Annotated in this window: 21 protein-coding genes; 6 read left to right on the top strand and 15 right to left on the bottom strand. The window is 40.1% G+C overall.

Going from position 1 to position 24,698, the window contains the following annotated elements; translation table 11 throughout:
- Nucleotides 1-218 precede the first annotated feature (218 nt).
- From pgsA to uvrY, 3 genes are read right to left on the bottom strand one after another with little or no spacing between them, the layout of a single operon-like run.
- Complete coding sequence (gene pgsA, locus ON073_RS10005; protein ID WP_274761747.1) at nt 219-770, bottom strand: CDP-diacylglycerol--glycerol-3-phosphate 3-phosphatidyltransferase; 552 nt, start codon at nt 768-770, stop codon at nt 219-221.
- Nucleotides 771-783: 13 nt separating this feature from the next.
- The gene (gene uvrC, locus ON073_RS10000) at nt 784-2,607 is read right to left on the bottom strand and encodes an excinuclease ABC subunit UvrC (RefSeq protein ID WP_274761748.1); all 1,824 of its coding nucleotides are present in this window, start codon (nt 2,605-2,607) and stop codon (nt 784-786) included.
- Between the two features lie 3 nt (nt 2,608-2,610).
- Nucleotides 2,611-3,258: a UvrY/SirA/GacA family response regulator transcription factor gene (gene uvrY, locus ON073_RS09995; protein ID WP_274761746.1), complete on the bottom strand. Its 648-nt coding sequence runs from the start codon at nt 3,256-3,258 to the stop codon at nt 2,611-2,613.
- Nucleotides 3,259-3,616: 358 nt separating this feature from the next.
- Here uvrY and ON073_RS09990 point away from each other — a divergent pair, with 358 nt between their 5' ends.
- The 4 genes from ON073_RS09990 (at nt 3,617) to ON073_RS09975 (ending at nt 8,913) form a co-directional block, all read left to right on the top strand.
- On the top strand, nt 3,617-4,774 hold the full coding sequence (locus tag ON073_RS09990; protein ID WP_274761745.1) for a Na/Pi symporter: 1,158 nt from the start codon (nt 3,617-3,619) through the stop codon (nt 4,772-4,774).
- A gap of 150 nt (nt 4,775-4,924) precedes the next feature.
- Nucleotides 4,925-7,270 carry a carbohydrate binding family 9 domain-containing protein gene (locus tag ON073_RS09985; protein WP_274761744.1) on the top strand — a complete coding sequence of 782 codons (2,346 nt, stop codon included), beginning with the start codon at nt 4,925-4,927 and terminating at the stop codon, nt 7,268-7,270.
- A 140-nt stretch (nt 7,271-7,410) separates the two neighbouring features.
- A complete protein-coding gene (gene cysK / locus ON073_RS09980) occupies nt 7,411-8,379 on the top strand; it encodes a cysteine synthase A (protein ID WP_274761743.1) in 969 nt (322 codons plus the stop codon).
- Between the two features lie 96 nt (nt 8,380-8,475).
- The gene (locus ON073_RS09975) at nt 8,476-8,913 is read left to right on the top strand and encodes a hypothetical protein (protein ID WP_274761742.1); all 438 of its coding nucleotides are present in this window, start codon (nt 8,476-8,478) and stop codon (nt 8,911-8,913) included.
- A gap of 61 nt (nt 8,914-8,974) precedes the next feature.
- Here ON073_RS09975 and ON073_RS09970 read toward each other — a convergent pair whose 3' ends face one another.
- The gene (locus ON073_RS09970) at nt 8,975-11,224 is read right to left on the bottom strand and encodes an acyl-CoA dehydrogenase (protein WP_274761741.1); all 2,250 of its coding nucleotides are present in this window, start codon (nt 11,222-11,224) and stop codon (nt 8,975-8,977) included.
- Between the two features lie 145 nt (nt 11,225-11,369).
- Between ON073_RS09970 and ON073_RS09965 the strand changes: the two genes are divergently transcribed.
- Nucleotides 11,370-13,199 (top strand): M2 family metallopeptidase, encoded by a 1,830-nt coding sequence (locus tag ON073_RS09965; RefSeq protein ID WP_274761740.1) that lies wholly within the window; start codon nt 11,370-11,372, stop codon nt 13,197-13,199.
- Nucleotides 13,200-13,261: 62 nt separating this feature from the next.
- Here ON073_RS09965 and ON073_RS09960 read toward each other — a convergent pair whose 3' ends face one another.
- The 11 genes from ON073_RS09960 to nagK form a co-directional block, all read right to left on the bottom strand.
- A complete protein-coding gene (locus tag ON073_RS09960; RefSeq protein WP_274761739.1) occupies nt 13,262-14,017 on the bottom strand; it encodes a putative porin in 756 nt (251 codons plus the stop codon).
- 13 nt (nt 14,018-14,030) lie between these two features.
- Nucleotides 14,031-14,408, bottom strand: a complete 378-nt coding sequence (locus ON073_RS09955; protein WP_274761738.1) for a PH domain-containing protein — start codon at nt 14,406-14,408, stop codon at nt 14,031-14,033.
- Between the two features lie 14 nt (nt 14,409-14,422).
- Nucleotides 14,423-15,442, bottom strand: a complete 1,020-nt coding sequence (locus tag ON073_RS09950; protein WP_274761737.1) for an aminoglycoside phosphotransferase family protein — start codon at nt 15,440-15,442, stop codon at nt 14,423-14,425.
- Nucleotides 15,408-16,295 (bottom strand): ABC transporter ATP-binding protein, encoded by an 888-nt coding sequence (locus tag ON073_RS09945; protein ID WP_274761736.1) that lies wholly within the window; start codon nt 16,293-16,295, stop codon nt 15,408-15,410. Before ON073_RS09945 ends, ON073_RS09950 begins: the two co-directional genes overlap by 35 nt.
- A 2-nt stretch (nt 16,296-16,297) precedes the next feature.
- Nucleotides 16,298-17,119: an ABC transporter permease subunit gene (locus tag ON073_RS09940; RefSeq protein WP_274761735.1), complete on the bottom strand. Its 822-nt coding sequence runs from the start codon at nt 17,117-17,119 to the stop codon at nt 16,298-16,300.
- A gap of 9 nt (nt 17,120-17,128) precedes the next feature.
- Nucleotides 17,129-18,304 carry a cystathionine beta-lyase gene (locus tag ON073_RS09935; RefSeq protein WP_274761734.1) on the bottom strand — a complete coding sequence of 392 codons (1,176 nt, stop codon included), beginning with the start codon at nt 18,302-18,304 and terminating at the stop codon, nt 17,129-17,131.
- A gap of 71 nt (nt 18,305-18,375) precedes the next feature.
- Complete coding sequence (gene nudC / locus ON073_RS09930) at nt 18,376-19,353, bottom strand: NAD(+) diphosphatase (protein ID WP_274761733.1); 978 nt, start codon at nt 19,351-19,353, stop codon at nt 18,376-18,378.
- Between the two features lie 90 nt (nt 19,354-19,443).
- Entirely contained in the window at nt 19,444-20,244 is an 801-nt protein-coding gene (nagB, locus tag ON073_RS09925) for a glucosamine-6-phosphate deaminase (RefSeq protein ID WP_274761732.1), read from the bottom strand.
- Between the two features lie 284 nt (nt 20,245-20,528).
- Nucleotides 20,529-21,668 (bottom strand): transmembrane glucosamine N-acetyltransferase NagX, encoded by a 1,140-nt coding sequence (nagX, locus tag ON073_RS09920; RefSeq protein ID WP_274761731.1) that lies wholly within the window; start codon nt 21,666-21,668, stop codon nt 20,529-20,531.
- 185 nt (nt 21,669-21,853) lie between these two features.
- Nucleotides 21,854-22,981, bottom strand: coding sequence for an N-acetylglucosamine-6-phosphate deacetylase (gene nagA, locus ON073_RS09915; RefSeq protein ID WP_274761730.1), 1,128 nt, complete (start codon nt 22,979-22,981; stop codon nt 21,854-21,856).
- A gap of 2 nt (nt 22,982-22,983) precedes the next feature.
- Nucleotides 22,984-23,877, bottom strand: coding sequence for an N-acetylglucosamine kinase (gene nagK, locus ON073_RS09910; protein WP_274761729.1), 894 nt, complete (start codon nt 23,875-23,877; stop codon nt 22,984-22,986).
- 356 nt (nt 23,878-24,233) lie between these two features.
- Here nagK and ON073_RS09905 point away from each other — a divergent pair, with 356 nt between their 5' ends.
- Nucleotides 24,234-24,665, top strand: a complete 432-nt coding sequence (locus ON073_RS09905; protein WP_274761728.1) for a CBS domain-containing protein — start codon at nt 24,234-24,236, stop codon at nt 24,663-24,665.
- Nucleotides 24,666-24,698: the final 33 nt, after the last annotated feature.

Below are 24,698 nucleotides of genomic sequence, written 5' to 3'. Positions count from 1 at the left end.
CCTCGACCTTGGCAAGGTCGCGCTCTACCAGCTGAGCTATACTCGCGTTTCCAATTGGGCAGTTAGTTAACCACTCCCCTCTCAACACCGACGCATTCTACATAGATTATTAAACGCGTCAACATAAAAATGTCGGATTTAATTCGTTTGATTATTTTTTATCTAAAATGATTTAAAAACACTCGTTTATGCAATGATTTCGATGCATAAACACGAATTTATTTGTTTGCTTGTGAAAGTGCGCCCCAGCCAGCAACCAAATATTGCACCATCGAAACAAATGTTAAGATAGTCGCTATATAAAATAACACAAACGAAAGCGTGATCATTTGACTGTCGTATTGCCAAATTAGTCCGATGATCGCCAACATTTGTGCTGCAGTTTTAATTTTGCCTAATTGTGATACTGCCACATTTGCACGCTCACCTACTTCGGCCATCCATTCACGTAAGGCAGAAACAATAATTTCTCGGCTGATAATAATAATTGTTGGAATGGTGATATAAAGTGATTGGTAATGTTGAGTTAATGCGATGAGCGCAACAGAAACCATTACTTTGTCAGCGACAGGGTCAAGAAACGCACCAAAAGGCGTCGACTGCTCGAGCTTTCTTGCTAAATAACCATCAAGCATATCGGTTACCGAAGCCAACCAAAATATAAAGGCTGCCCAGAAGAAAGACCATTTAGCAGGAATAAAAAAGAAAATAATAAAAATCGGAATTAGAATTAGACGAAAAGTTGTTAAGGTATTAGGAATGTTCCACATATTGGTATTTTATTTATTTGTCATCATGTAAATGATGATAGATTCGTTCTGCGATACTGCGGCTAATACCCGGCACTCGCTCCAGTTCAGAAATAGTAGCGCTTTTTACCCCTTGAATGCCACCTAAATATTTTAATACTGCTTGACGTTTTTTAGCGCCAACACCAGAGATCTCCTCAAGCACTGAGGTATTTCGTTGCTTTTGCCGTTTATTTCGATGCCCAGCAATGGCAAATCTATGACTTTCGTCACGAATATGTTGTATTAAATGTAATGCTGGCGCATCCGAAGAAAGGTTAACCGTTCTGCGACCACCATCAATTAATAATGTTTCAAGACCCGGCTTACGTGAAGTACCTTTTGCAACACCAATTAATAACGGTAATTTACTATGTGGCCAATCAGCAAAATAGTTTTCAGCTTGAGATAACTGCCCTTTACCACCATCGATAAATATAATGTCAGGGATTTTCGTTTCATCAGTCAATTTGTTATAACGCTTACGAAGCGCAAATGCCATTGCGGCATAATCATCACCTGGGGTAATGCCTTCAACATTAAATCGACGGTACTCTTTGTTGGCAGGTCCCTGATCGTCAAAGACGACACACGATGCCACCGTGTTTTCGCCCATGGTATGACTGATATCAAAACATTCCATACGGTTGATTGTTTCTAAACTAAGAGTATCTTTAAGTTGCGCATAGCGTTTAGCAATCGAATCTTTAGCACTTTGCTTGACTTCCAATGCATTGTTCGCATTTTTATTTGCAAGCGACAGATAATCGGCCTTTTCTCCCCTTAGTGCTGTAATAAAGCTTATTTTTTTGCTGCAAATTGAAGATAAGCCTTCAGCAAGTGTTTCACTGCCGTTAAAACTAAAAGGTACCACCAGCTGTTTTGGAATTCGCCCAGTGTTTGATAGTTGCACATAATATTGCGCGCAAAAGGATTCGAGTACCTCTTCATTTGAACTATCTTTAGGCGTTTTTGGGAAGTAAGTTTTAGAGCCCAATATTTTATGATCGCGGATCATTAATACATGCACAGCCACCAGTCCATTTTTAGCTGAGAAACCAATTACATCGAGTTCTGCAACATTGCCCGAAACAGCTTGCTGCTCTTGCATCTTACGAAGCAATAATATTTGATCCCGAATTTGCGCCGCTTTTTCAAATTCAAGCGAGATACTCGCCGCTTCCATATTTTCAACCAGTGCTGCGATTACCTCTGATGAGCGCCCTGCCAAAAACTTTTTCACCATATCCACTTCTTGCAGATAGTCCGTATCAGAAATTTTGCCAACACACGGTGCTGAACAGCGCTTTAGTTGATATTGAAGACAAGGACGACTGCGCGCACGGTAATAAGCATCTTCACATTGTCGTACCGGAAATATTTTCTGCATTAAGCGTAAGCTTTCAGAAACAGACCCAGCACTTGGATAAGGGCCAAAATATTCACCTTTAATCTTGCGCGTACCCCGGTGAAAAGCCAAGCGAGGGTGTTGATGATCTGTAAGTAAGATGTATGGGTAAGATTTATCATCGCGTAACAAGATGTTGTAACGCGGCATGTATTTTTTTATGAGGTTATTTTCGAGTAATAACGCTTCCGTTTCGGTATTGGTGAGGGTAACTTCTATTTGAGCAATATTTGCAACTAGTGCACGGGTTTTATTCTCAGGGATATTTTCGCGAAAATAACTCGAAAGTCGCTTTTTTAAGTTTTTTGCTTTACCAACGTAAATCACTTGCCCTTTTGCGTCTAACATTCGGTAGACGCCAGGTTCTGAAGTAACTGTTTTGAGGAAGGTTTTTGCGTTAAACGCTGACATCATTTAATCAGAGTCAATCTCAATCATTTTATGACGAATAGCAAGGTGTGTTAGCTCAACATCGCCACCCACATTCAGCTTTTCAAACATCCTGTAACGATAAGAGTTAACTGTCTTAGAACTTAGATTTAATTGGTCTGCAATAGTTTGTACTTTTTCACCTTTAGTAATCATCAGCATTATTTGCAGTTCGCGATCAGATAATGAGGCAAACGGATTTTCTTCATTGCGTCCACTGAATTGCGCAAGTGCAATCTGTTGTGCAATTTCAGGGGCAATATAACGTTGTCCAGTTTTAACCGCGCGAATAGCATTAACCACTTCTTCTGGCCCTGCACTTTTCGTCAGGTAACCATGTGCACCAATTTGCATTACTTTACTTGGGAAAGGATCTTCACATTGCATTGTAAGCACAATTACTTTTACATCCGGACAAAAACGACAGATTTTTTTAGTTGCTTCAAGTCCGCCAATACCTGGCATATTCATATCCATGAGTACAATATCTGGGTTATTTTGACGACAAAACTGAACCGCCTCTTCGCCAGTCTTTGCTTCGCCTACCACTTTAAATCCACGTACGTCATCCAGTATACGCTTAATACCTGTGCGAACTAGTTCATGATCATCAACTAACAGTACGTTAATCAAGAGGTTACCTCACGGTTGTAAATCTAATACATATTTAAGTGGCTTAACCTTACCATACTAATTAGTAAAGTCGAACAACTTAAAACGCATTTATAATGTGATTTTGACTGTTTGTTCACTAAGTCAGCGATTTAATAAATTATTTATCATTTACAATCGATTACATTCATAAAATACGCATTTGTAACAGTATTTTAGAGTACAAACTCGGTATTTATTTATCGTCATGACAAAAATATTACAGCGACTGTAATATTTCTTTCATATTTCTCTGTTTTAATCCGCGCCGTAATAAAAATGACATTTTATTGTCACAAAAAGCGACAAATCCTGTCGCCGATTAATGAAGAGAAATGTAATGAGTGAAAATACATCAAATCCAATAAACCCTCAGCAGAGCGTAGCTGCAAAATTTTTAAACTGGGCTGCTATCGCATTTTTAGTTTATTTGGTGTTAGTTGCGGTTAGTACCGTAAGTGGCGGTTTCAAATTAGCGTCTGGCGGCAGCGAAGGCGCAAAAGAAATCTTTGCATTTGCAACAAATCCATTTGTAGCATTATTACTAGGCGCATTAGCAACGGCATTAGTTCAATCTTCATCTACTGTAACTTCAGTAATCGTTGGTTTAGTAGCGGGTGGTTTACCAATTAATATTGCAATCCCTATGATAATGGGTGCAAATATTGGCACAACAATTACCAATACACTTGTATCAATTGGTCATATTCGCTCAAAAGAAGAATTCAAGCGCGCATTTGAAGCATCAACTGTTCATGACTTTTTCAACTTAATTGCCGTGGCGATTTTCTTACCACTTGAACTGGCATTTGGTTTATTACAAAAATTATCACAAAGTCTTGCACACTTATTTGTTGGTGATGCTGATTTATCATTGAAAAGCTATAACTTTATCAAACCATTAGTTAAGCCTGCTGTTGGTGTTGTAAAAGATGGTTTAGCATTTTTTGATGGCAAAATGCTAGGTGTAGCTATGGTTGTTGTTGGTATTGCAATGATTTTATTCGCTGTAACAACACTTGGAAAACTACTACAAAAAGCCCTAGTGGGTACAGCAAAAGAAATGCTTCACCGTGCGATTGGTAAAGGCCCTGTTGCAGGTATTACTTCTGGTGCTGTGGTTACAGTAATGGTTCAGTCTTCATCAACGACTACAAGTCTAATGATCCCGCTTGCTGGTAGTGGTGTGTTTTCAACAAAGCAAATTTACCCATTCACGCTAGGTGCAAACATTGGTACTACAATTACTGCCCTACTTGCAGCAACGTCAATTACAGGCGCAGCAGCAGAGGTAGCATTAACGATTGCACTAGTACATGTTATGTTTAACGTATTTGCTGTTGCACTGATTTATGGCACACCATTCTTACGTGATTTACCACTACGTGCTGCAAGCAAGCTTGCAGAAGTTGGTTCGAATAATAAGTCTCTAGCACTTGGATATGTATTAGGCGCATTTTTTGTAATCCCTGGTGTGATGATGATTGTTGCTCGCTAACAAAAAATACAATTAAAAACTCTTTTTAAAATAACGATAAAGTGAATAGCTTTATCGTTATTTTTTGTTACTTAACCTTATCCAAATTGCTCCATTACTCTCCAAGCACTACACTTAGCGCCAATTATAAGAAGTACGTGCAAAATCATCATGAGAAAACCGCTCGCACTGTGTGCAGCTCTATTATCTTCAACGTTAGTTGCAAAAACAGATTCATCTTTATCTATACCATATATATATGAAACGCCAACTATTGATGGCCAACTTTCAGAAGCATTTTGGCAACAAGCGAAACGAATAGATATAAACAATATCACTTGGCCATATGAAAACGTGCCAGCTGATGAGACAGCTTATGCATTAGTTTATGAAAATGGCGAGTCCCTTAACGTTGCATTTGTTGTATCTGATTCAAATCCAGATCAAATTCGCGCGTTTTACCGTGACCGTGATAAAAACTGGAATGATGACCTCGTTGGCTTAAAAATCGATTCATACAACAATGAAAAATTAGCCTATCAGTTTTTTATAAACCCGCTTGGTGTGCAAATGGACTCAATTGAAGATGCACTGACAGGCCATGAAAGCGATGCATGGGATGGCATTTGGCACAGTGCGGGTCAAATTACTGATACTGGTTATGTTGTAGAAGTATCAATCCCATTTCGCATATTGAACTTTGAACAGGGTCAACAACGTAAAGATATGGCGATGGAATTTGTGCGGTTTTTACCGCGCAATGAACGTCTTCGCATCTCATCAATTAACATAGATCACGCTAACAGCTGTTGGGTATGCCAGATGCAAACGGTTTCTGGCTTTGAACAAGCAAAACAAGGCAATAACTTAACGCTGGTTCCAACTGTGGTGGCAGGTCGAAGTGAAAGCCGCGATGTGTCAACTAATCCTATGGAAGATTGGCAAGCGGATAATTCGCTAGAGCCAGGGCTTGATGTGAAATGGGGCATCACGCCGGAAGTTACCCTTACTGCAACATTAAACCCTGACTTTTCACAAGTTGAAGCGGATGTTGCTCAACTAGGCATCAACAATAGTTTTACCCTTTTCTTTCCTGAAAAGCGTGCCTTTTTCTTAGAAAACAGTGATTACTTTTCAACACCTTGGAATTTAATTTACACCCGTAATGTTGCTGAGCCGGATGCGGGGATAAAACTCACAGGTAGTGTTACTGGTCATACATTTGGCGCCTTTATGGCCAATGATAATCAAAGTAATGTTATTATTCCGGGTAACTTGGGTTCAACAATTGTGTCATTAGATAGTAAGAGTAATAATATCGCAGCTCGCTATCGTTATGATTTTACCAATGACTTTTCTATGGCTGCGACCACCACAGCGCGTAGTGCTGATGATTATTACAACTACTTATCATCACTCGATAGCAAATATCGACTCACTGAAAACGACACCTTTATTGCTCAAGTTGCATTTTCACAAACAAAATATTCTGATGAATTTAGAGAAAGCATATGTGATGCTGATAGTCTTTCGGATTGTAAAGAGCAAGCTACAACACAATGCGATGGCTTAACCGATTGTGATATTAACGAGCAATACCTTCGCGTAAGTGCTGAAGATGCAATTAACGACATTGCCTATAAGTTAAGTTATGAGCATAACGAAAAATACTGGAGCCTCTTTGCTCGCTACGACAACCTAGGCAAAGATTTTCGTGGCGACTTAGGTTTTATGAACCAAGTCGATTTTAATAAATTTGTAAGTGGTGGTCGTTATCGCTGGTATGGCGAGCAAGGCATTGATTGGTATAACCGAATTGAATTTTACGGCGATTGGGACATTAGCCATAATGACAATGGCGAATTACTGGAAAAAGAAGTGCAAGGCGAATTGTCACTTAATGGTCCATTACAGAGCTTTATTCAACTTGAGTTAATGCAACGCGATCGTGTTGGTTTACGTCATAACAAAGCAAATTTAGCCATTGATAACAACACCACGTTATTTAACGAAAACTTAGTAGGCATGTATTTGGAGTTCAAGCCAATGTCAGGTGTGTTTGCTTCTCTTTATGCAAATACAGGTAATCATATTGATCTTGCTAATAACCGTTTAGGTGATAAAACCCGCATTAGACCGGTCATTAATGTGAACTTAAATCGTCATTTAGAATTACGTTTTCGCCACACATTTGAAACCATGGATGTGGCTGGAGATGACTTATTCACGGCTAACCTTACGGATGCGCGCATAAGTTATCAATTTAATACCCGCAGTTTTGTCAGATTAGCCGTTATTTATCGTGATATTGAACGCAATCCGGATAACTATATCGATGATGTAAATGAGAGTTATAAAGGGTTTTCCACACAATTTTTATACTCTTATAAAGTGAACCCGCAAACGGTATTTTTTGCAGGTTATTCTGATAACGGTTATCAAGATGATGACCTAACTAAAATTGAAAAAACCGACCGCTCTGTATTTTTAAAAATGTCTTATGCATGGATGCAATAGGCACAAATCGTATTTAGGGAGCATTTGCTCCCTTTTTTATGCAAAAAAGGGATATATATTATAGCCAAACTTTCCTTTTGTTTTTGCCATTAGACAGTATGCTTAGCCTAAATGAATCCGAACATTTAGGGATACACATAATGAGTAATATTTTTGCAGACAATTCACTAAGCATTGGTAATACACCACTGGTTAAATTAAACCGCGTAACTTCTGGTAATGTTTACGCTAAAATTGAAGCGCGCAACCCAAGCTTCAGCGTTAAATGCCGTATCGGTGCATCAATGATTTGGGAAGCGGAAAAGTCAGGTGAATTGACAAAAGACAAAGAGCTTATTGAGCCAACTTCAGGAAATACAGGTATTGCACTTGCATTTGTTGCTGCATCGCGTGGTTACAAACTAACTCTGACTATGCCAAATACAATGAGCCTTGAGCGCCGTAAGCTATTAAAAGCGTTAGGTGCTAACTTAGTACTTACTGAAGGTGCTAAAGGTATGAAAGGTGCAATTGAAAAAGCGCAAGAAATTCAGCAAAGTGCGCCTGAAAAATACATCTTATTACAACAATTCGAAAATCCAGCAAACCCTAAAATTCACTTCGAAACAACGGGTCCTGAAATTTTCGATGCAACAGATGGTGATTTAGACTTCTTCGTTGCAGGTGTTGGTACAGGTGGTACTATCACAGGGACAAGCCGCTTCTTAAAACTAGAAAAAGGCTTAAACGTTAAATCAATCGCTGTAGAGCCAGTTGACTCACCTGTTATCAGCCAAAAGATTGCTGGTGAAGAGTTAAAACCAGGTCCACATAAAATTCAAGGTATTGGTGCAGGTTTCATTCCTGGCAACTTAGACGTTGAAATGATTGATGGCGTTGAGCAAGTATCAAATGAAGACGCAATTGCAATGGCGCACCGCCTAATGAAAGAAGAAGGTATTTTAGCAGGTATCTCTTCAGGTGCAGCTGTAGTTGCAGCTAAGCGTATTGCTGAACTACCTGAGAATAAAGACAAGAAGATTGTTGTTATTCTTCCAAGTTCGGCAGAACGTTACTTAACGAGCCCATTATTTGCTGAAGAGTTCACAGATCAAGAACTCGTTCAGTAATTATCTTTGCTAAAAGTGCGAAGCACCGCTTCGCACTTTACATCCTGTTAAAATCATTCCACACTTAGCCTAAATACAAAAACTACAATTAGGCTTATGTTTCGCAAAATCTTTATATCACTTTTTATTTTCGCTCTTGCGGCTTGCTCGGAAGAAGCACCAGAAATCAAGGCTGATAACGACTCTCCTGAATATAAAGCATCAGAATTTTTTTACGCCATTTTATTAGAAGATGATATTAATAAAGCTGTTAATGCATCTATCCCAAAATATGGCCGTGTAATTAAATCGTATGGTTCAACCAAACAATTTGCCCGCAATGTCTTAAATATGCGCTTCGACGAAGTAGAAATTGAGATTGACCATGGCAGCCGCAGTGTGCGAAAACGCTTTGGTGATACGGCAACATTGAATGTCATTTTACATGGTAAGCATAACGGCAACAAAGTTGCAGATATGCGCCAAATTCAGTTAGTTAAAGTGAAAGGTACTTGGTATATCGAAAAAGTACTGGACGACCCTTACGCTCGTTAAACAAAGTAAAAATTTAAAAGGGGCTGATCCATTCTTACATCATCAGCCCCTTGCGCATTTACTAAAGCTCGTCAAACTCATCCACATTTATAACTGCTTGCCTTAATGTTTCATATTCAGTTAAACAGGCTAATTCTTCTTCGCTAAAATCATTTAATGTTCTTATTGCTGTTAAGCGGTTAAATTTAACATCAAAGCGTGCTTTTTTCATGGCTTTTTCAAAGCGAGAAATTAAATCTTTTTGCTCTGCCAAGAGCACCAATAAACGTTCCATATTATCAATGTCACTACCAGCTTTAAAATGACAAAGGTTACACAAGCGCTCGCGCATAACTGTGTTTTTACTCAAACTGTTTACCACTTTGTTCAACGTAACATCACTTGGCTTTTTGTAAGGATTTCCCCATGGGAAAACTGTAATACGAATAAGCTTGCCAAGGGGTATATTTGCAAAAAATGCTTCGAATGCCTGACCTATCTGATACAAACAATGGTCAATTGAGTAAGTAACAAAAGGTAAATCGGAGACTTGCCTACCATCGTCTTCATAACGTTTTAAAACACTACTTGCTAAGTAAAGTTGACTCAATATGTCACCAAGGCGTGCTGAAGTAGCTTCTTTTCGTTTCAATGAACCTCCTAACAACAACATCGCATAGTCAGAACAAAAAGCAAAAGACGCACTTAATTTAGTTAATGTTTGGTAGTAATGCGCAACCGGACCGGCGCTCACCTTAGGTACAAACCAATTACAAGTTAGCGAATGGAAGAAACTAAAACCAAAATTACCCATGGTATGCACGATATGCTTACAGAGATGGTCATCAAACTGGTTCAATCCAGTTTGTTCATCTTCTAACGCTACCGCTTCCATTTCTTTCAAAATAAACGGATGGCACCGTGTAGCACCTTGGCCAAATATCATTAAACAGCGTGTCAGTATATTTGCCCCCTCAACGGTAATCGACACAGGCGTACCTTTATAGGCACTCGCAAGACTATTACTCGGCCCATTTTGAACCGCTTTACCTGCTTGAATATCAAAGCCTCGGTTAATAATGTCTCGCCCAAGTTCTGTAAGATGGTATTTTGTTATTGCAGTAATCACCGCTGGGCTTAGATTGAGATCAAGCGCCGTAGTGGTCATACGCCTTGCAGATTCTGTGAGGTAACTCATTGCAGCTATATGCGCTAGGCTTTCTGCGACACCTTCAAAATGCGCGATGGGTAAACCAAACTGCTTGCGAATTAATGCATAAGCACTGGTTGTACGTGTGGTTAAATGCGCAGTAGCAGTTGCCAGTGCAGGCAAGGAAATCCCCCGCCCCGCGCTTAAACATTCAACAAGCATACGCCAGCCTTTACCAATAAAGTCCTCACCGCCAATTAATACATCAAGTGGAACAAATACATCTTCCCCTGTTGTTGGGCCATTCATAAATGCCATGCCCATCGGGTCGTGGCGTTTACCAGATGTAACGCCCTTTGTTTTGGCAGGAATAAGTGCGCAACAAATACCTAAATCTTCTTTATCGCCTAATAACCCATCAGGATCATATAACTTAAATGCAAGACCAATCACCGTTGCAATGGGAGCTAACGTGATATACCGTTTTTGCCAATTGAGTTTAATGCCTATAGTCATTTTATTTTTATAACGTTTTTTACACACCACACCATAATCTTGTATCGCACCAGCGTCAGAGCCTGCATCAAGTGCTGTTAAAGCAAAACAAGGTACTTCATCACCATTTGCCAGTTTTGGTAGCCAAAAATCTTGTTGCTCTTTAGTGCCGTAATGAGCAAGTAATTCCGCAGGCCCTAAACTGTTTGGCACCATCACAGTGACCGCAGCTGATAAACTAGAACACGCAATTTTGCTCACAATTGTGGAGTTAGCATAGGCCGAAAAACCATGTCCGCCATGGCTTTTCGGCACGATTAAAGCAAAGAAGCCCTCTTTTTTTAAATATTGCCAAACCGCTTTTGGTAAATCGCGCTCTGTAACAATTTGATGATCGTCCAACATATCTAATAATGTGGTTACTTGATTATCAATAAATGCTTGCTCTTCGTGGCTGAATTTGGGGCTTGGATAACTTCTAAATGTTTGCCAATTTGGACGCCCAGAGAATAGCTCTCCATCCCACCAAATATCACCGGCTTCCATAGCTTGACGCTCAGTATCTGAAAGCGGTGGCAAGGCTTTTTTGAAGTAATTAAAAACAGGTTTTGTTACAAATCTAAGGCGGTTTGCACGAATTCCAAATATCGCCGCAATAGCAAAAACAATTATTATAAAAATCAACATTCTAAAACCTTACCTGGACTTTATTTGACTCTTATTCAAGTATGGACATATCCGCGAAAAAGTCTAACTACGTTTACCCAGTTTTATAGCCCTGCTATTATGGCGAAGATTGGCGCAAAGCCATCCAGCTAAGGAAGATAATAAAATGACACCATTTAAACTCTCACTACCAGCAATTTTGGTAGCATCAGCCGTTGCGTTAACTGGCTGTAATGCAAATAATTCAGAAAAATCAACTGCAACACAACAAGTCACAGCTCAAGACGCAAAAGCGTTTTTAGCAAATACTGAAACAGAATTAATGGCGCTTTATAACGAAGTTAGCCGTGCTGAATGGATTTACGCAAACTTTATTACGCACGATACTTCAGGCCTATCGGCAGCAGCAAACGAAAAGATGACAGCTGCCGTAGTTCGTTTAGCAAATGAAGCGTCTAAATTTGATAAATTAGACCTAGACGAAGATAGCCGCCGTAAACTAGATAAACTTAAGCTGGCACTCACCCTGCCTGCACCACAAGATCCGGCTAAAACAGCTGAGCTTTCAAAAATCGTTGCTGAACTTGGCGGCCTTTATGGTAAAGGTAAATACTGTAAAGAGGACGGTAAGTGCTTAAGTCTTGGCGATATGACAGCCACCATGGCAACTAGCCGTGATTACGACGAGCTACTTGATATTTGGACTGGCTGGCGTGAAGTTGCTAAACCAATGCGTCCACTTTACGAGCAACAAGTTAAATTAACCAACCAAGGTGCTAACGAGCTTGGCTATGCAGATACAGGTGCAATGTGGCGTAGTAAATACGATATGCCAGCTGATGATTTTGCAAAAGAGCTAGATCGTATTTGGGGTCAAGTTAAGCCGCTATATAATTCACTACACTGTCATGTTCGCGCAAAACTGGGCGAAAAATATGGTGAAGACAAAGTACCACAAGACAAGCCTATTCCAGCACACTTACTTGGTAACATGTGGGCACAAACGTGGGGCAATATCTACGATGTAGTTGCACCTGCAAACGCTGATCCAGGTTACGATGTAACTGAATTACTTGCTGAGCACAACTATGACGAACTAAAGATGGTGCGCGGTGCTGAGAAGTTCTTTACCTCAATGGGCTTTGCACCATTACCTGAGACATTCTACGAGCGTTCACTGTTTATTAAACCACAAGATCGCGACGTGCAATGTCACGCTTCAGCTTGGAACTTAGATAGCAAAGACGACTTACGTATTAAGATGTGTATCCAACGTACTGGTGAAGAATTCTCAGTAATTCACCACGAACTGGGCCACAACTTCTACCAGCGCGCTTACAACACACAACCAATTTACTATCAAGAAAGTGCTAACGATGGCTTCCACGAAGCAATTGGTGACACTATCGCCCTTTCTGTAACACCTGGTTACTTAAAAGAAATCGGTTTACTTGATGAAGTACCAGATGAATCAAAAGATATCGGCCTTCTAATGAAAATGGCTATGGATAAAATTGCATTTATCCCATTTGGTCTACTAGTTGACCAATGGCGCTGGAAAGTATTCTCAGGTGAAGTAACGCCAGAGAACTACAACCAAGCATGGTGGGAACTGCGTGAAAAGTACCAAGGTGTAGCAGCACCAGTAGCACGTACTGAAGAACACTTTGATCCAGGTGCAAAATACCACGTACCAGGAAATACACCTTATACACGTTATTTCTTAGCGCACATTCTGCAATTTGAATTCCACCGTGCACTTTGTGAAATCGCGGGTAGCAAAGAGTCAATTCACCGTTGTAGCGTTTATAACTCAAAAGAAGCAGGTGAGCGTTTAGATGCGATGCTGAAAATGGGTTCTAGCCGTCCATGGCAAGAAGCGCTTGCAAGCGTAACGGGTAAGCCAGAAATGGATGCAACAGCGATTCTTGATTACTTTGCACCATTACAAAAATACTTAGATGAGCAAAACAAAGGTCGCCAATGTGGTTGGTAATCTAACTTAGCTTAAACAAAAAAACCGCTGAAATTCAGCGGTTTTTTATTGTTTAAACAGTTTTAAAACTGGCCGTAAACAGCAAAAACAAGAGCTTCATCAATATCTTGATAACCAATTGAAAAGGCAAAATTGGCGTCCGTATAGTATTTCGCTTTCACTTCAAACTTGCCATCATTAACACCAACACCCGCAGAGATTGCTTGGTTTAAATAGTAGGTACCAAACACCCGCGTTACTAAATCATTTCCAGTTTCAGTCACTGATGCATCAACTGCTAAATGCTGCGCGCTATTAAGTGCCATAAAATAGCGAGAAGCCAGTTCCCAGCTATCAAGGTCTACTTCAGTATCAAAACTAACTGCAAGATAATCAATGCGGTTGATTTGATGATTATATTCAGCGCGAGCAAATACTTCGCCGTCTGCGTTATCAGCATCACTGTAACGGGCACTTACTTTAAAATCATCATTCAGTAAAAAACCAGCGCCAACACTAAAGGCATCAAAGTCTCCCTGTTTGGCAATGTCTGCGGTGATAAATACATTATTTGGTAAGAAATACTCGCCACCAATATTGTAAACATTATCATCGTAAAAGTTATTGATTGAGCCGTACAGGTTAGTATCGGTATTTAGATAGCCAAACTCATCTAACACACCTATCATTGCTTGCGGTTTAAAAAAGTAGTGGCTGCTCAATGCAAAACCATCGTAGTTATCAGCATTTACATAATTAAACTCGTTAAATGATTGATAACTTGCAGCATTTACGCCAGCTGAAACGAGAAATAAAGAAGATAAAATTATTTTTTTCATATTGTGTGTTGCACTATCCTAATGTGTACTGACTTAAAATTTTGTAGACTTGGTCAATATCATCACCCGCTTTGAACTCTTTTGTCATTGGGTTTGGCTCTGAGCCTAACCAGATCTTTAATTCTGCATCGAGATCAAAGGTGCCCGCTGACTCTTTACTAAATTTTGTAATTTTACCGTATGGGATAGACAGCACTTCCGCTTTGTTGCCACGAACACCTTGGCGATCAACCAAAATTAAGCGCTTGTTGGTAAACACCATGACATCACGGATCACTTTGTACGCTTTTTCGACTTGTTCACCTTCAATTAATGCACTATCGATAAAACGTTCTACTTCTTCGCTATCAACTTCGCTCGCATTTCCTATTAAACCTGATAAAAGTCCCATGATTTGCTCCTTTGCTATGGAAAAGGGAAAAGATACTGTTCAGCATCTGGCCAATTGGTGCATTGTTTTACACCTGGCACATATTCAATAAGGTAATTTAAATTACCTGTATGTCGTAATAAAGTCAGTGTCATTAAGCTATTTAAAAAGGTACGTTTATCATCAATTTGATATAAATAACTTTCTAAAAACTGTTGAAACACCTCAGATCTACCTTTTGCAATTAATAATCCCACTGTGGTGAATTCAAACACCGGTTCATTGCAAATGATGGCATCACCAAAATCAATTACACCAGACAGTATAGCCCCTGAATCAGTTCGCTTTACGAGTAAATTACCCGGGTGCAAATCACTGTGTATTAGGTATAAATTACTTGTTTCAGGCGCTTTGTAAGGTGTATGAGCAATATAAGGGATAAAATCGGCTAAAAAATCTGCGCGTAAACCTTGTCGCTTTCGGCGGGCGTAACTATTGTGGTATTGCGCTTCAATAAATGCCTGCCAATCTTTATAAAGTACGCTTGATTTCTCCATTGGCATACTGTGCATTTGCAAGCAAAAGCGCCCTAGCTGATCTGCAATCGATTTTTGTTCTTCAAGTGTTAGTTCGTTATACACATCTGAGAGCAACTGACCTTCCAAGCCCTCGGTAACAATGTATCCCCAATTATTAATTTCGCCATGGGCAATCAATTTGGGTGTTGCTATCGGTAGGGATGCGTTATCGCAAAGGCGTAACGCTTCGGCCTCGTGGTGATATTGAAAGAGCCAGTTTGGCGCAATTAATTTAATGTAAAACGATTGTTTACTGGCACTTTCCAATAAAAATGTGGGATTTTCACCTGAGCTTGCACGCTGTAACACAGTAAGTGCCAAGTCATTGTTTTCACATATTTGTTCAATCAGTGGCTGCCAGTGCTTTTCATCGGTAAAATCGCAAATAGCACAGGCAAGCTCATAGCTTGGCTCTGTTGGTAAATCTAATGCATTAAAGTTTTTAATCAAATAACTGGTTTTCAAGTGTTTTTCCATTATAAATTTGCTGATATGCAATGCTCTGGTGATGTAAACATTGCAGTAATTGAATATCAAAGTCAGTGACACTGGCATCGTATTCAATTAAGTATTCACGTGATTGAGTTACTTTTAAGTTTCTTAACCCATTAAGGTCTGCAATCACGTTATCTAAATTATCTAAATGCTGTTTCAATCTCAGCGTCAAATAGGCCTGAGAAGTGGTATCACCATCACCTGAGTATTGTTTCAAACTGCCCGCTTCAAACACAAACACACGTTGGCACAATCGCTCAAGCTCAGCTAAATCGTGTGAGCTTAAAATAAAGGTGATGTCTTTACTTAAACTCGCGATGAGCTCTCTAACTTCTTTGGCATGCACCGGGTCAAGGCCTGCTGTGGCCTCATCAAGCAACACAAAAGATGGGCTACCAATCAAGGATTGCGCAATACACGCACGTTTTCGCATACCATGAGAAAGCTCTTGTGGCTTTTTAGTTTTATGCTCAAGTAAACCCACTAAGCCAAGTACACGAGAAACTTCAGTTATTCCCTCGCTTTTACTAAAGCCTTGAAGTTTAGAGAAAAAAGCCAGTTGTTTTTCAATGGTAAAGCGCGGATCAAGCTGCGCATCTTGCGGCAACACAGCAAGTTTTCCAAATTGCTCACTATGTGGTATCACCTTGCCATCAAACAGTACTTCACCGCTACTCGGTGAAATAAACCCTGAAATTAAGCTAAAAAGTGTGGTTTTACCTGCCCCATTAGGACCTATAATCGCCACCGGCTCGCCACTTGGAATGGTCATGGATACATCAACCAGGACTTTGTTAGACGCAAAATGCTTACTTACATTTTTAAGTTCAATCATGGTTATACCCCTTGTTTCTTAAATAATGTAAAGGTTAAAGCACCGTAAGCCACTGTTTGCGCTACAGGAAGCAAATACTGTTCAGCCTTGCTAGCCGATAAAGACAAAGTGTTAAACAAGTTAGCGTTAGGTAATAAATAACTCAGTAACTCAAGCCCCTGCCACACATAATCTGCGAGTAAGCCAATAATAATACTGCCCAACGTTAGTAATAAAAGACAATGCACTATCGCTTGTTTAGATGAAGTGGAATAAACATTCAGTAACAACATAAAAGCGATCATCGGTAACACAACAAACACTAAATCGATAAAAATGCCGCTACTTAAGTTAAGTGCTGCTGCCAATTGTGTGCTGTCGTTCCATACAATCAAAATATTGCTAGCTATTAACGCAAGTAAGATAAACGAGCTAACGACTAATACTTGCCCTAAAAAACGCCCAAGCAATAAATCTTCTCGTTTTGCTCGCAGTAATAAAAATCGAATTGTGCCACGTGCCTTATCACCACAAAGTTGATCGGCAGAAGAAAACATCGCAAAAAATGGAAAGGTAAGCACCGAAACTAACCAAAACACAATGAGTTCAGGGACCGGCCAGTTTGATAAATTTTCAAGCCCCACTTCTCCAAGAATTTGCGTTATAAAACGCTCAAATTGGGGATTTTTGAAAAACGCAGCTCCTTTAGCCACCACATTGGTCAAAATAAGTGCCCAGATAGCAAGGTAGCTAATAATGGCAACTAGCCCTCTTTTTGAAAATAAAAACCGTGAAAATTCAAATTGTGCAAATGCAATTACACGGTGAAAGCTAGTTGAAACCATAAAATTCCTTTATTTTAATTGTGCTTGGAAACGTTCTAATCCTGCTTTTAAGTCCAGTTTAAGATCTTCTACGTCTTCAAGTCCAACATGAATTCGTACCAAAGGTCCTGAAAAATCATAATTAGTTACGGTACGAATACGATTAAAGCTACTTGTAACCGTAATCAAGCTTTCAAAGCCACCCCATGAATAGCCCATTTTGAAATGACTCATACCATCTAATAACGCAGTAATCGCAGCTTGATTACCGCCTTTTAAAACAAAACTGAAAAGCCCAGTACTACCATTAAAATCTCGCTTAAATACATCGGACCCTGGGCACGAATCAAACATTGGGTGACGCACATGATCCACAAGTGGGTGGTCTTTTAACCAATTTGCAATTTCTAACGCTGCTTGCTCATGCTGCTTTAAACGCACGGGCATGGTACGTAAACCACGCAGTGCTAAATAGGCATCATCAGCAGAAGTACATTGCCCCATTAAATAGGCATTTTCACGTAATTGCTCCCAGCACGCTTCATTTGCAATCGCAACGCCCATCATCACATCTGAATGACCAACGATATATTTGGTTGCCGCTTGAATGGATACATCTACACCATGTGTAAGTGGTTTAAAAAAATAACCATTACCGTAAGTGTTATCAATAAACACTAATAAATCATGTGCTTTGGCAATTTTGGTAAGAAGTGGTACATCTTGCACTTCCATGGTAATGGAACCAGGTGCTTCTAAAAATAACAATACCGTATTATCTTGAATAAGCTCGACTATGCCTTCACCAATCATCGGGTCATAGTAAGTCGTACTCACGCCCATATTGGCTAAAATTTTGTCACAAAAATCGCGCGTTGGCTCGTACGCCGTATCCACCATTAAAATATGGTCACCGGTTTTTACAAACGACAAAATAGCGTTACTTACCGCTGCCGCGCCACTTGGAAATAACGCACAACCAGCACCTTGTTCAAGTTCTGTAATCGCATCTTGTAGGGCAAAGTGAGTATGGGTGCCACGACGCCCGTAAAATAGCGCTTGTTCACCGCGTTTTGCGGTGTTTTCTTTCATTTGCGCAACAGAGTCAAATACTATGGTTGAGGCGCGCTGTACAACCGGATTCACCACACCTTGGGTATATTTTGTTTTACGACCTGCGTGAATAATTTGGGTATTAGCTTTCATTAATCAAATCTACTCTTGGTTCTGTTGCAAATATTAAATAGACTTTTAGACGTCTAATCAAATCAAATTTGTTATGAGTTAATCCAATGCTCCAATAAAAAGCGGCTAATCGAACTAAAACGTGGCTTTTTAAAGGTGCTAGTTTCATCGCCCCACTCACCAAATTCGGCTAATTCGTCACGACTAAACCAGCGTGCATCTTCTAATTCATCTTCGCCAATATCAACGTCTGTACTGCTAGCTGTAGCGACAAAACCTATCATCACGGAACTTGGAAAAGGCCAAGGTTGCGATGCAATGTATTCAACCTCATTCACATCAACGGAACTTGGAAAAGGCCAAGGTTGCGATGCAATGTATTCAACCTCATTCACATCAACGCCTGACTCTTCTTTTACTTCACGAATAACCGCCTCTTCAAGAGTTTCGCCTGCATCCACAAAGCCAGCAAGCGCTGAGTAATTGCCAGTTGGCCACGACGCTTGACGGCCAAGCAAACAGCGCTCAATGCCATCATCAAACACTTTTTTCACTATCATAATCACCGCAGGATCGTGACGAGGAAAGGTAATATGACCACATTGTTTATTGGTACATTTACGTGAATAGCCACCTTCAAATGATATGTTTTTACTGCCACAACGGCCACAATACACGTGGGTTTTATGCCAATGCAGTAAGGTTTTAGCATAACCCGCAATCGCAACACTTGTTGCAGGGAAACTCGCAAGTTGACCGCGAAAAGGCAAGGTTTGATAACAACTGAGTTCATCCAGTTGCAACTCTTGCTGAGAAATTTCCATGGCAAAGTAAGGCGTTTCATTATCAAGCCCTAAAAATAGGTGTGGTTTGCGACCTAAAATTTGAGAAACGTGTTCAACACTTAACCATAACAAATCATCCAAATGACTTGTTGAAAGCATATTGTCTTGATAAAAGAGCAATACTTTTGCATCAACACGATTAAGTTGAGTTTTGATAAATTCGGGTTTGCTGCGCTCACGCGAACAACGTGCCAGCGGCATTTGACTAAAAGGCAGGTTTTGCATAGCTAATTTATTGAATTTAGTATGCTTGTATTAAAACATAAAAAAAGCGCCAATGGCGCTTTTTAAAACAAAAATGATGTTACAAAATGCTTAGTTTGGTAGTTCTGCTAAGTATTGTTGTAACTTCTGATTTTCGCTTTCAATATGCTTATAAAGCTCTGCATTCACTAACTTGCTAGCAGCCGCTTCATCAATTACTACTACTGCATCTTGGTGGAATTGTAATGCTGATGCAGGACAAACCGCAGATACAGCACCTTCACACATATCGCGTATCGCATCGGCTTTGTTTTCACCCGTTGCTAATAGAACCACTTTTTTAGCTTCTAAAATCGTGCCAATACCCATGGTAATTGATAAGTGTGGTTGGAATTCACCTTCAGCAAAGAAACGTGCGTTATCTTCAACTGTTTCTTTGGTTAGAGTCTTAACGCGCGTACGTGATGCCAAGCTTGATGATGGTTCATTAAAACCAATATGACCATTACGGCCAATACCTAATAACTGCACATCTACCCCACCACTTTGCGAGATTTTATTTTCATACATTTTGCATGCAGTAATTGGGTTTTGCGCATCACCTGGCGGTACAAAGGTATTATTCTTATCAATATCAACATGATTAAATAATTGCTCGTTCATAAAAAAACGATAGCTTTGTGGATGGTCACCATCTAACCCAAGGTACTCGTCAAGGTTGAAGCTTGTCACTTGCTTAAAGCTTACTTTGCTTGCTTGATTTGCTTTGATAAGTTCCTGATAAAGTGCCACAGGCGTTGAACCCGTTGCTAAACCTAATACAGAATCTGATTTTCTGTTAATTTGGTCGATAAAAATCTGAGCACCGTATTCGGCCACTGCTGCTGCATCTTTTAAAATAACTATTTGCATAGGGAAGGCTCTAGTAAGGGGTTAAATAAAAATGGGATCTATGGATATCTGTCCGTGCAAGTAAAGATAATCCATAGATCACAAAACCTAATCGGGATACTGACGATATTAGGCTTTACCATTATGACAACGCTGTCATTATTGCGTCTAATTACAAATTTGTAAAGTAAAAGTGAATAAATAATCGTTATTTGCTAATTAAAATTAGTTATATGAAAACACCAAATAAAAAAGCTGGCACTGCCAGCTTTTACTTATTATTCCACTGCCCTTGTGGCATAGACTTAAACGCTAATTAAAATTTTACGTTTATAAAGCCAATGTAATACTAATAATTGCACACCTAATAAGGCAAATACCGCAAACAATGGCTGCCAAGGTGCTGGTACCGCAGCAATCACACCACCAAACACACTTTTAGAAACAAATTCCCAATTAACTAAACTTGACGCCAAATAAATAACAATTGAATTCGCACCAATAATAACAAACAGATACGCTGCGCGCTGTTGATTTAATAAATCAACTACCGCGTAAAACACTGCAAGTAAAATAAAGCTCCACCCTACCGTAACCATCACAAACGACGAAGTCCATAAATCTTTATTTACTGGGAACACCATATCCCAAAGCCAGCCGCATGCCAGTGCAACTAGACCCGCAGCAAATAAAATACCGGCTGTTTTCCACTCGCCACGCTCTTGCGCTTGTTTAATATAACGGCCTGCAATAACACCAAACAGCGCATTTGCAATCGCTGGCACACTCGACAAAATCCCCTCAGGATCCATTGGCTTATTTTGGTAAGTGATACCCGGTAACAAGTTTGTATCAAACCACGCATTCCACGTACCAGCACCACCTGCAGATAAATCACCTGCTACACCACCCGGTACTGGAATAAAACATAACCAAACCCAATACCCAATTAAAATAGCTGCAAGCGTAAACATTTGGGTTCTGAAGCTGGTATGCCAAACCAACATTGCGGCAACAAACCAAGCTATTGCAATGCGCCCTAGTACACTTGCAAAACGGATTTCTTCAGGATTAAGTGGCACACCTGTGCCCCAACCATGGTTATAAAGAACACCAAAAAAACATAATAAGAATAAACGCTTAAATGCTTTGATATAAATTGGTCTTCGTTCAATAAATGGCAAGTGATCAATGCGCTTTGGCGCCAAGCCCATCGCCACACCAGATAGGAAAATAAACAGAGGGAAAATCAAATCATAAAAAGTGAACCCATGCCACTGGCTATGCAATGTTTGTGCTTCCGCAACTTTCCAACCAGCCCAACCGGTTAAAACAAATAAGGCAGCAAAAATTTTCTCGCCACCTAAAATCCAAAACATGTCAAAGCCACGCAGTGCATCTAATGACGCCAAACGCTTTTTTGCTTTTTTATTTGTATCGCTCACGACAACCTCGTTTTAAAACTTGTAAAATCATACAGAGAGAAACAATCCGTTGCATCTTACTTTTCGTTTGATTTAATTTCTATTTGCGTACTTCCCCTAAAAATACGACCGCTAATTTTACTTTCTTTTAGATAAAAAAAAGCCCCGCTTGTTACTTCAAAGCAGGGTTTTTGCCCAGGAATCTTTTAACGTTTTGCACCTGCAACATAGGTTTCTTGCGCATAATAATCGTCGCTCATCACCACAAAGTCAGCATCCGCGCCCGCCACAAGGCGACCTTTTTGCGTGCCCAGTCCTAAATATTGTGCTGGATAAAGTGATGCCATACGAAGTGCTTCTGCATAGCTAACATCAAGCGTGTTGATGGTGTTTCGCACAGCGCCAGCCATATCAAGTACGCTGCCCGCTAATTCACCGGTAGTCGAATTTAATCTATCGCCAGTACGAATAACTTTACGACCATCAAAGAAATCAAATTCCATATCATCGGTGCCTACAGGCGGCATTGCATCTGTAACTAACATAATTTTGCCGCGTGTTTTGCTATCAATTGCAAATTTCGCTGAAACTGGGTGAACATGGTGACCATCAACGATTAAGCCACACCATGATTGCGTATCAGTAAGTGCAGCGCCCACAACACCCGGCTCACGTGAGGTAAATGCACTCATTGCATTATATAAGTGCGTAAAACCATCTGCGCCTGCCTCAAGTGCAGCAAGCACTGTTTGGTAATCAGCATTAGTGTGACCAATAGACACTTTTACACCCGCCGCGACAAGGCGTTTAATATCTGCTACAGATACATTCTCAGGTGCAAGTGTTACTACTTTAATGCCTAAATCTTGGCGCTCAAATACTGCAAATTCCGCTTCCGAAATAGGACGGATAAATTTTTCACTGTGCGTGCCTTTTTTTGGCATAGACAAATGAGGGCCTTCGAAGTGTACACCCACAATACCTGGCACTTTATCTTTAATTGCCTGAGCTGTTGCATCAGCTGCACGCTCCATTACTTCAACACTGTCTGTTATAAGTGTTGGTAACAATGCGGTTGTACCAAATTGGCCATGTGCTTTTGCAATTTTATCAACGCATTCAATGCTTTGCTCAGCATTAAAAAATGCACCACCGCCGCCATTTACTTGTACATCAATAAAACCTGGAGCCACAGTGCCAGTAAGTGCGATTGCACCTGCAGCTTGACCGTTAACAAACTCGGTAATAACACCGTTCTCAACCACAAAACTGACATTTTCTAAAAACTGTTCACCTGTAAATAGGCGCGTCGCAAAGTAGGTAGTCGTCGACATAATTAACCTTCTATCGAGTTTTGTGCGAAATAAACAGCGCCCATTTCTGGTGGCTGCATTGCAGGTTGTACGTTTTCAACAACCTCTTTATCTAGCCAATCTTGTAATGGCTCAGCTAAACCACCGATCATAGACAAGCGTGGTGGTTTATTTTCTAATAGTTTATACGCTAAATCACTGATGTAACGTGCACCGTCTTTTACAATGGCAAGTGCGACTTCATCACCTTGCTTGGCTTGCTCTAAAACAGGGCGCGCAAGTTGCGCATAACTGCTTGACGGTTTTCCTGCCATAGCCTCAGCAATGCCCATTGCATCAGTTACTTTAAAATGTGCTAATAAAATATCTGCTAGCGACGTTTTTGGCCCTAAGCCATCTAAACTCAATAACGCAGATTTCACAGCTTCAAGTCCAAGCCATGCACCGCTGCCTTTATCGCCTTGCGCAAAACCATGGCCGCCTAGGATGGTACTTTGACCGTTTACATATGAGAAGCCACATGATCCTGTACCTGTAATAATTACCGCGCCATCTTTGCCCTCATGAGCGCCAATACATGCAGTGTGCAAATCAGTCGTGAGATACATCTTTTTGAAAGGATGATGCCAATCTTGAATCTGTTGATAAAGACCCGGTAAGTTAACACCTGCAAGACCAAGCCCTGCAACAACATCATTAACTTTGTCGAGATTCAATCCAGCATCTTGAATTGCCAATTGGGTTGAAACCATAATGGATTCAAGTGTGCGGTCTAAGCCATGCAATGGGTTCGCCGGACCTCCGAGTCCTGTACCTAACACCCCATTTTGGCTCGAAAATACGGTTGCACGACACTTTGTACCGCCACCGTCTATTCCAATAAAGATTTGCTCTTTATTTGCACTACTTGCAACCATTAAACAACCTCAATTCTTATATTTTTTATCGTAAAAGCGTACTGTCTAGTGAGCCAAAATATGGCAGTCACTTTTCTCTTTTACGGATTTCCTCAACCCATGTGTTGATTTAATGTTACACAAATAATGACAGCGTTGTCATTAAATTTTTATAGTTTTTGCAATTACAGGAACTTAATGTACTTAACCACTTGTAATTTAAGGGCTTTAAATTCTATCACTTCGACTAAAAGGTAACATCTTCCTACTTCACTTTAACCAACATTTATAAAATAGCAATGCAAAACTGATTCTCTTGGCAAATCATAAAATTGCGAACTACGCTTTAAATAACATACGGAAAAAGAGAGCAAGTCATGCATTCAATTAAAGTTAAAGACTATATGACACACCGCGCTGTCACCTTCACAGTTCAAATGACAGTGAGCGAAGCATCAGAACGATTGCTAATCGCGCATCAAATTGGTGGGCCTGTACTTGATGAGCATCGCCATGTTGTTGGTTTTTTATCTGAACAAGATTGTTTAGAGCGCATGCTTGAAGATACATACCAAAACGAGAGCCATTACAAAGTGGTTGATATTATGCGTACTGATGTACTTGCCATCGACGAAGAGCATTCAGTGCTTGATTTAGCCCAAACAATGTTAACCAATAAACCCAAAATCTACCCTGTGGTTGATGCTAACAAACGCCTTGTTGGTGTTATTACTCGAAGCGATGTTTTAAGAGCGATAGATCAACATCATCATGCAATTTATGAACAAGGGCACCGCCGTTTTGTTTAACTATCCTGAATTCGGGATAAGAAGTTAACTCAC

The organism is Pseudoalteromonas sp. G4 (assembly GCF_028875915.1).
Taxonomy (GTDB): Bacteria; Pseudomonadota; Gammaproteobacteria; order Enterobacterales; family Alteromonadaceae; genus Pseudoalteromonas.
This window is presented reverse-complemented; position numbering and strand designations above follow the sequence as displayed.

Bases quoted from the DNA above. Each gene is read 5' to 3' on its own strand.
- pgsA (WP_274761747.1), bottom strand. From the start codon at position 770: ATGTGGAACATTCCTAATACCTTAACAACTTTTCGTCTAATTCTAATT.
- uvrC (WP_274761748.1), bottom strand. From the start codon at position 2,607: ATGTCAGCGTTTAACGCAAAAACCTTCCTCAAAACAGTTACTTCAGAA.
- ON073_RS09990 (WP_274761745.1), top strand. From the start codon at position 3,617: ATGAGTGAAAATACATCAAATCCAATAAACCCTCAGCAGAGCGTAGCT.
- ON073_RS09985 (WP_274761744.1), top strand. From the start codon at position 4,925: ATGAGAAAACCGCTCGCACTGTGTGCAGCTCTATTATCTTCAACGTTA.
- cysK (WP_274761743.1), top strand. From the start codon at position 7,411: ATGAGTAATATTTTTGCAGACAATTCACTAAGCATTGGTAATACACCA.
- ON073_RS09975 (WP_274761742.1), top strand. From the start codon at position 8,476: ATGTTTCGCAAAATCTTTATATCACTTTTTATTTTCGCTCTTGCGGCT.
- ON073_RS09970 (WP_274761741.1), bottom strand. From the start codon at position 11,224: ATGTTGATTTTTATAATAATTGTTTTTGCTATTGCGGCGATATTTGGA.
- ON073_RS09965 (WP_274761740.1), top strand. From the start codon at position 11,370: ATGACACCATTTAAACTCTCACTACCAGCAATTTTGGTAGCATCAGCC.
- ON073_RS09960 (WP_274761739.1), bottom strand. From the start codon at position 14,017: ATGAAAAAAATAATTTTATCTTCTTTATTTCTCGTTTCAGCTGGCGTA.
- ON073_RS09955 (WP_274761738.1), bottom strand. From the start codon at position 14,408: ATGGGACTTTTATCAGGTTTAATAGGAAATGCGAGCGAAGTTGATAGC.
- ON073_RS09950 (WP_274761737.1), bottom strand. From the start codon at position 15,442: ATGGAAAAACACTTGAAAACCAGTTATTTGATTAAAAACTTTAATGCA.
- ON073_RS09945 (WP_274761736.1), bottom strand. From the start codon at position 16,295: ATGATTGAACTTAAAAATGTAAGTAAGCATTTTGCGTCTAACAAAGTC.
- ON073_RS09940 (WP_274761735.1), bottom strand. From the start codon at position 17,119: ATGGTTTCAACTAGCTTTCACCGTGTAATTGCATTTGCACAATTTGAA.
- ON073_RS09935 (WP_274761734.1), bottom strand. From the start codon at position 18,304: ATGAAAGCTAATACCCAAATTATTCACGCAGGTCGTAAAACAAAATAT.
- nudC (WP_274761733.1), bottom strand. From the start codon at position 19,353: ATGCAAAACCTGCCTTTTAGTCAAATGCCGCTGGCACGTTGTTCGCGT.
- nagB (WP_274761732.1), bottom strand. From the start codon at position 20,244: ATGCAAATAGTTATTTTAAAAGATGCAGCAGCAGTGGCCGAATACGGT.
- nagA (WP_274761730.1), bottom strand. From the start codon at position 22,981: ATGTCGACGACTACCTACTTTGCGACGCGCCTATTTACAGGTGAACAG.
- nagK (WP_274761729.1), bottom strand. From the start codon at position 23,877: ATGGTTGCAAGTAGTGCAAATAAAGAGCAAATCTTTATTGGAATAGAC.
- ON073_RS09905 (WP_274761728.1), top strand. From the start codon at position 24,234: ATGCATTCAATTAAAGTTAAAGACTATATGACACACCGCGCTGTCACC.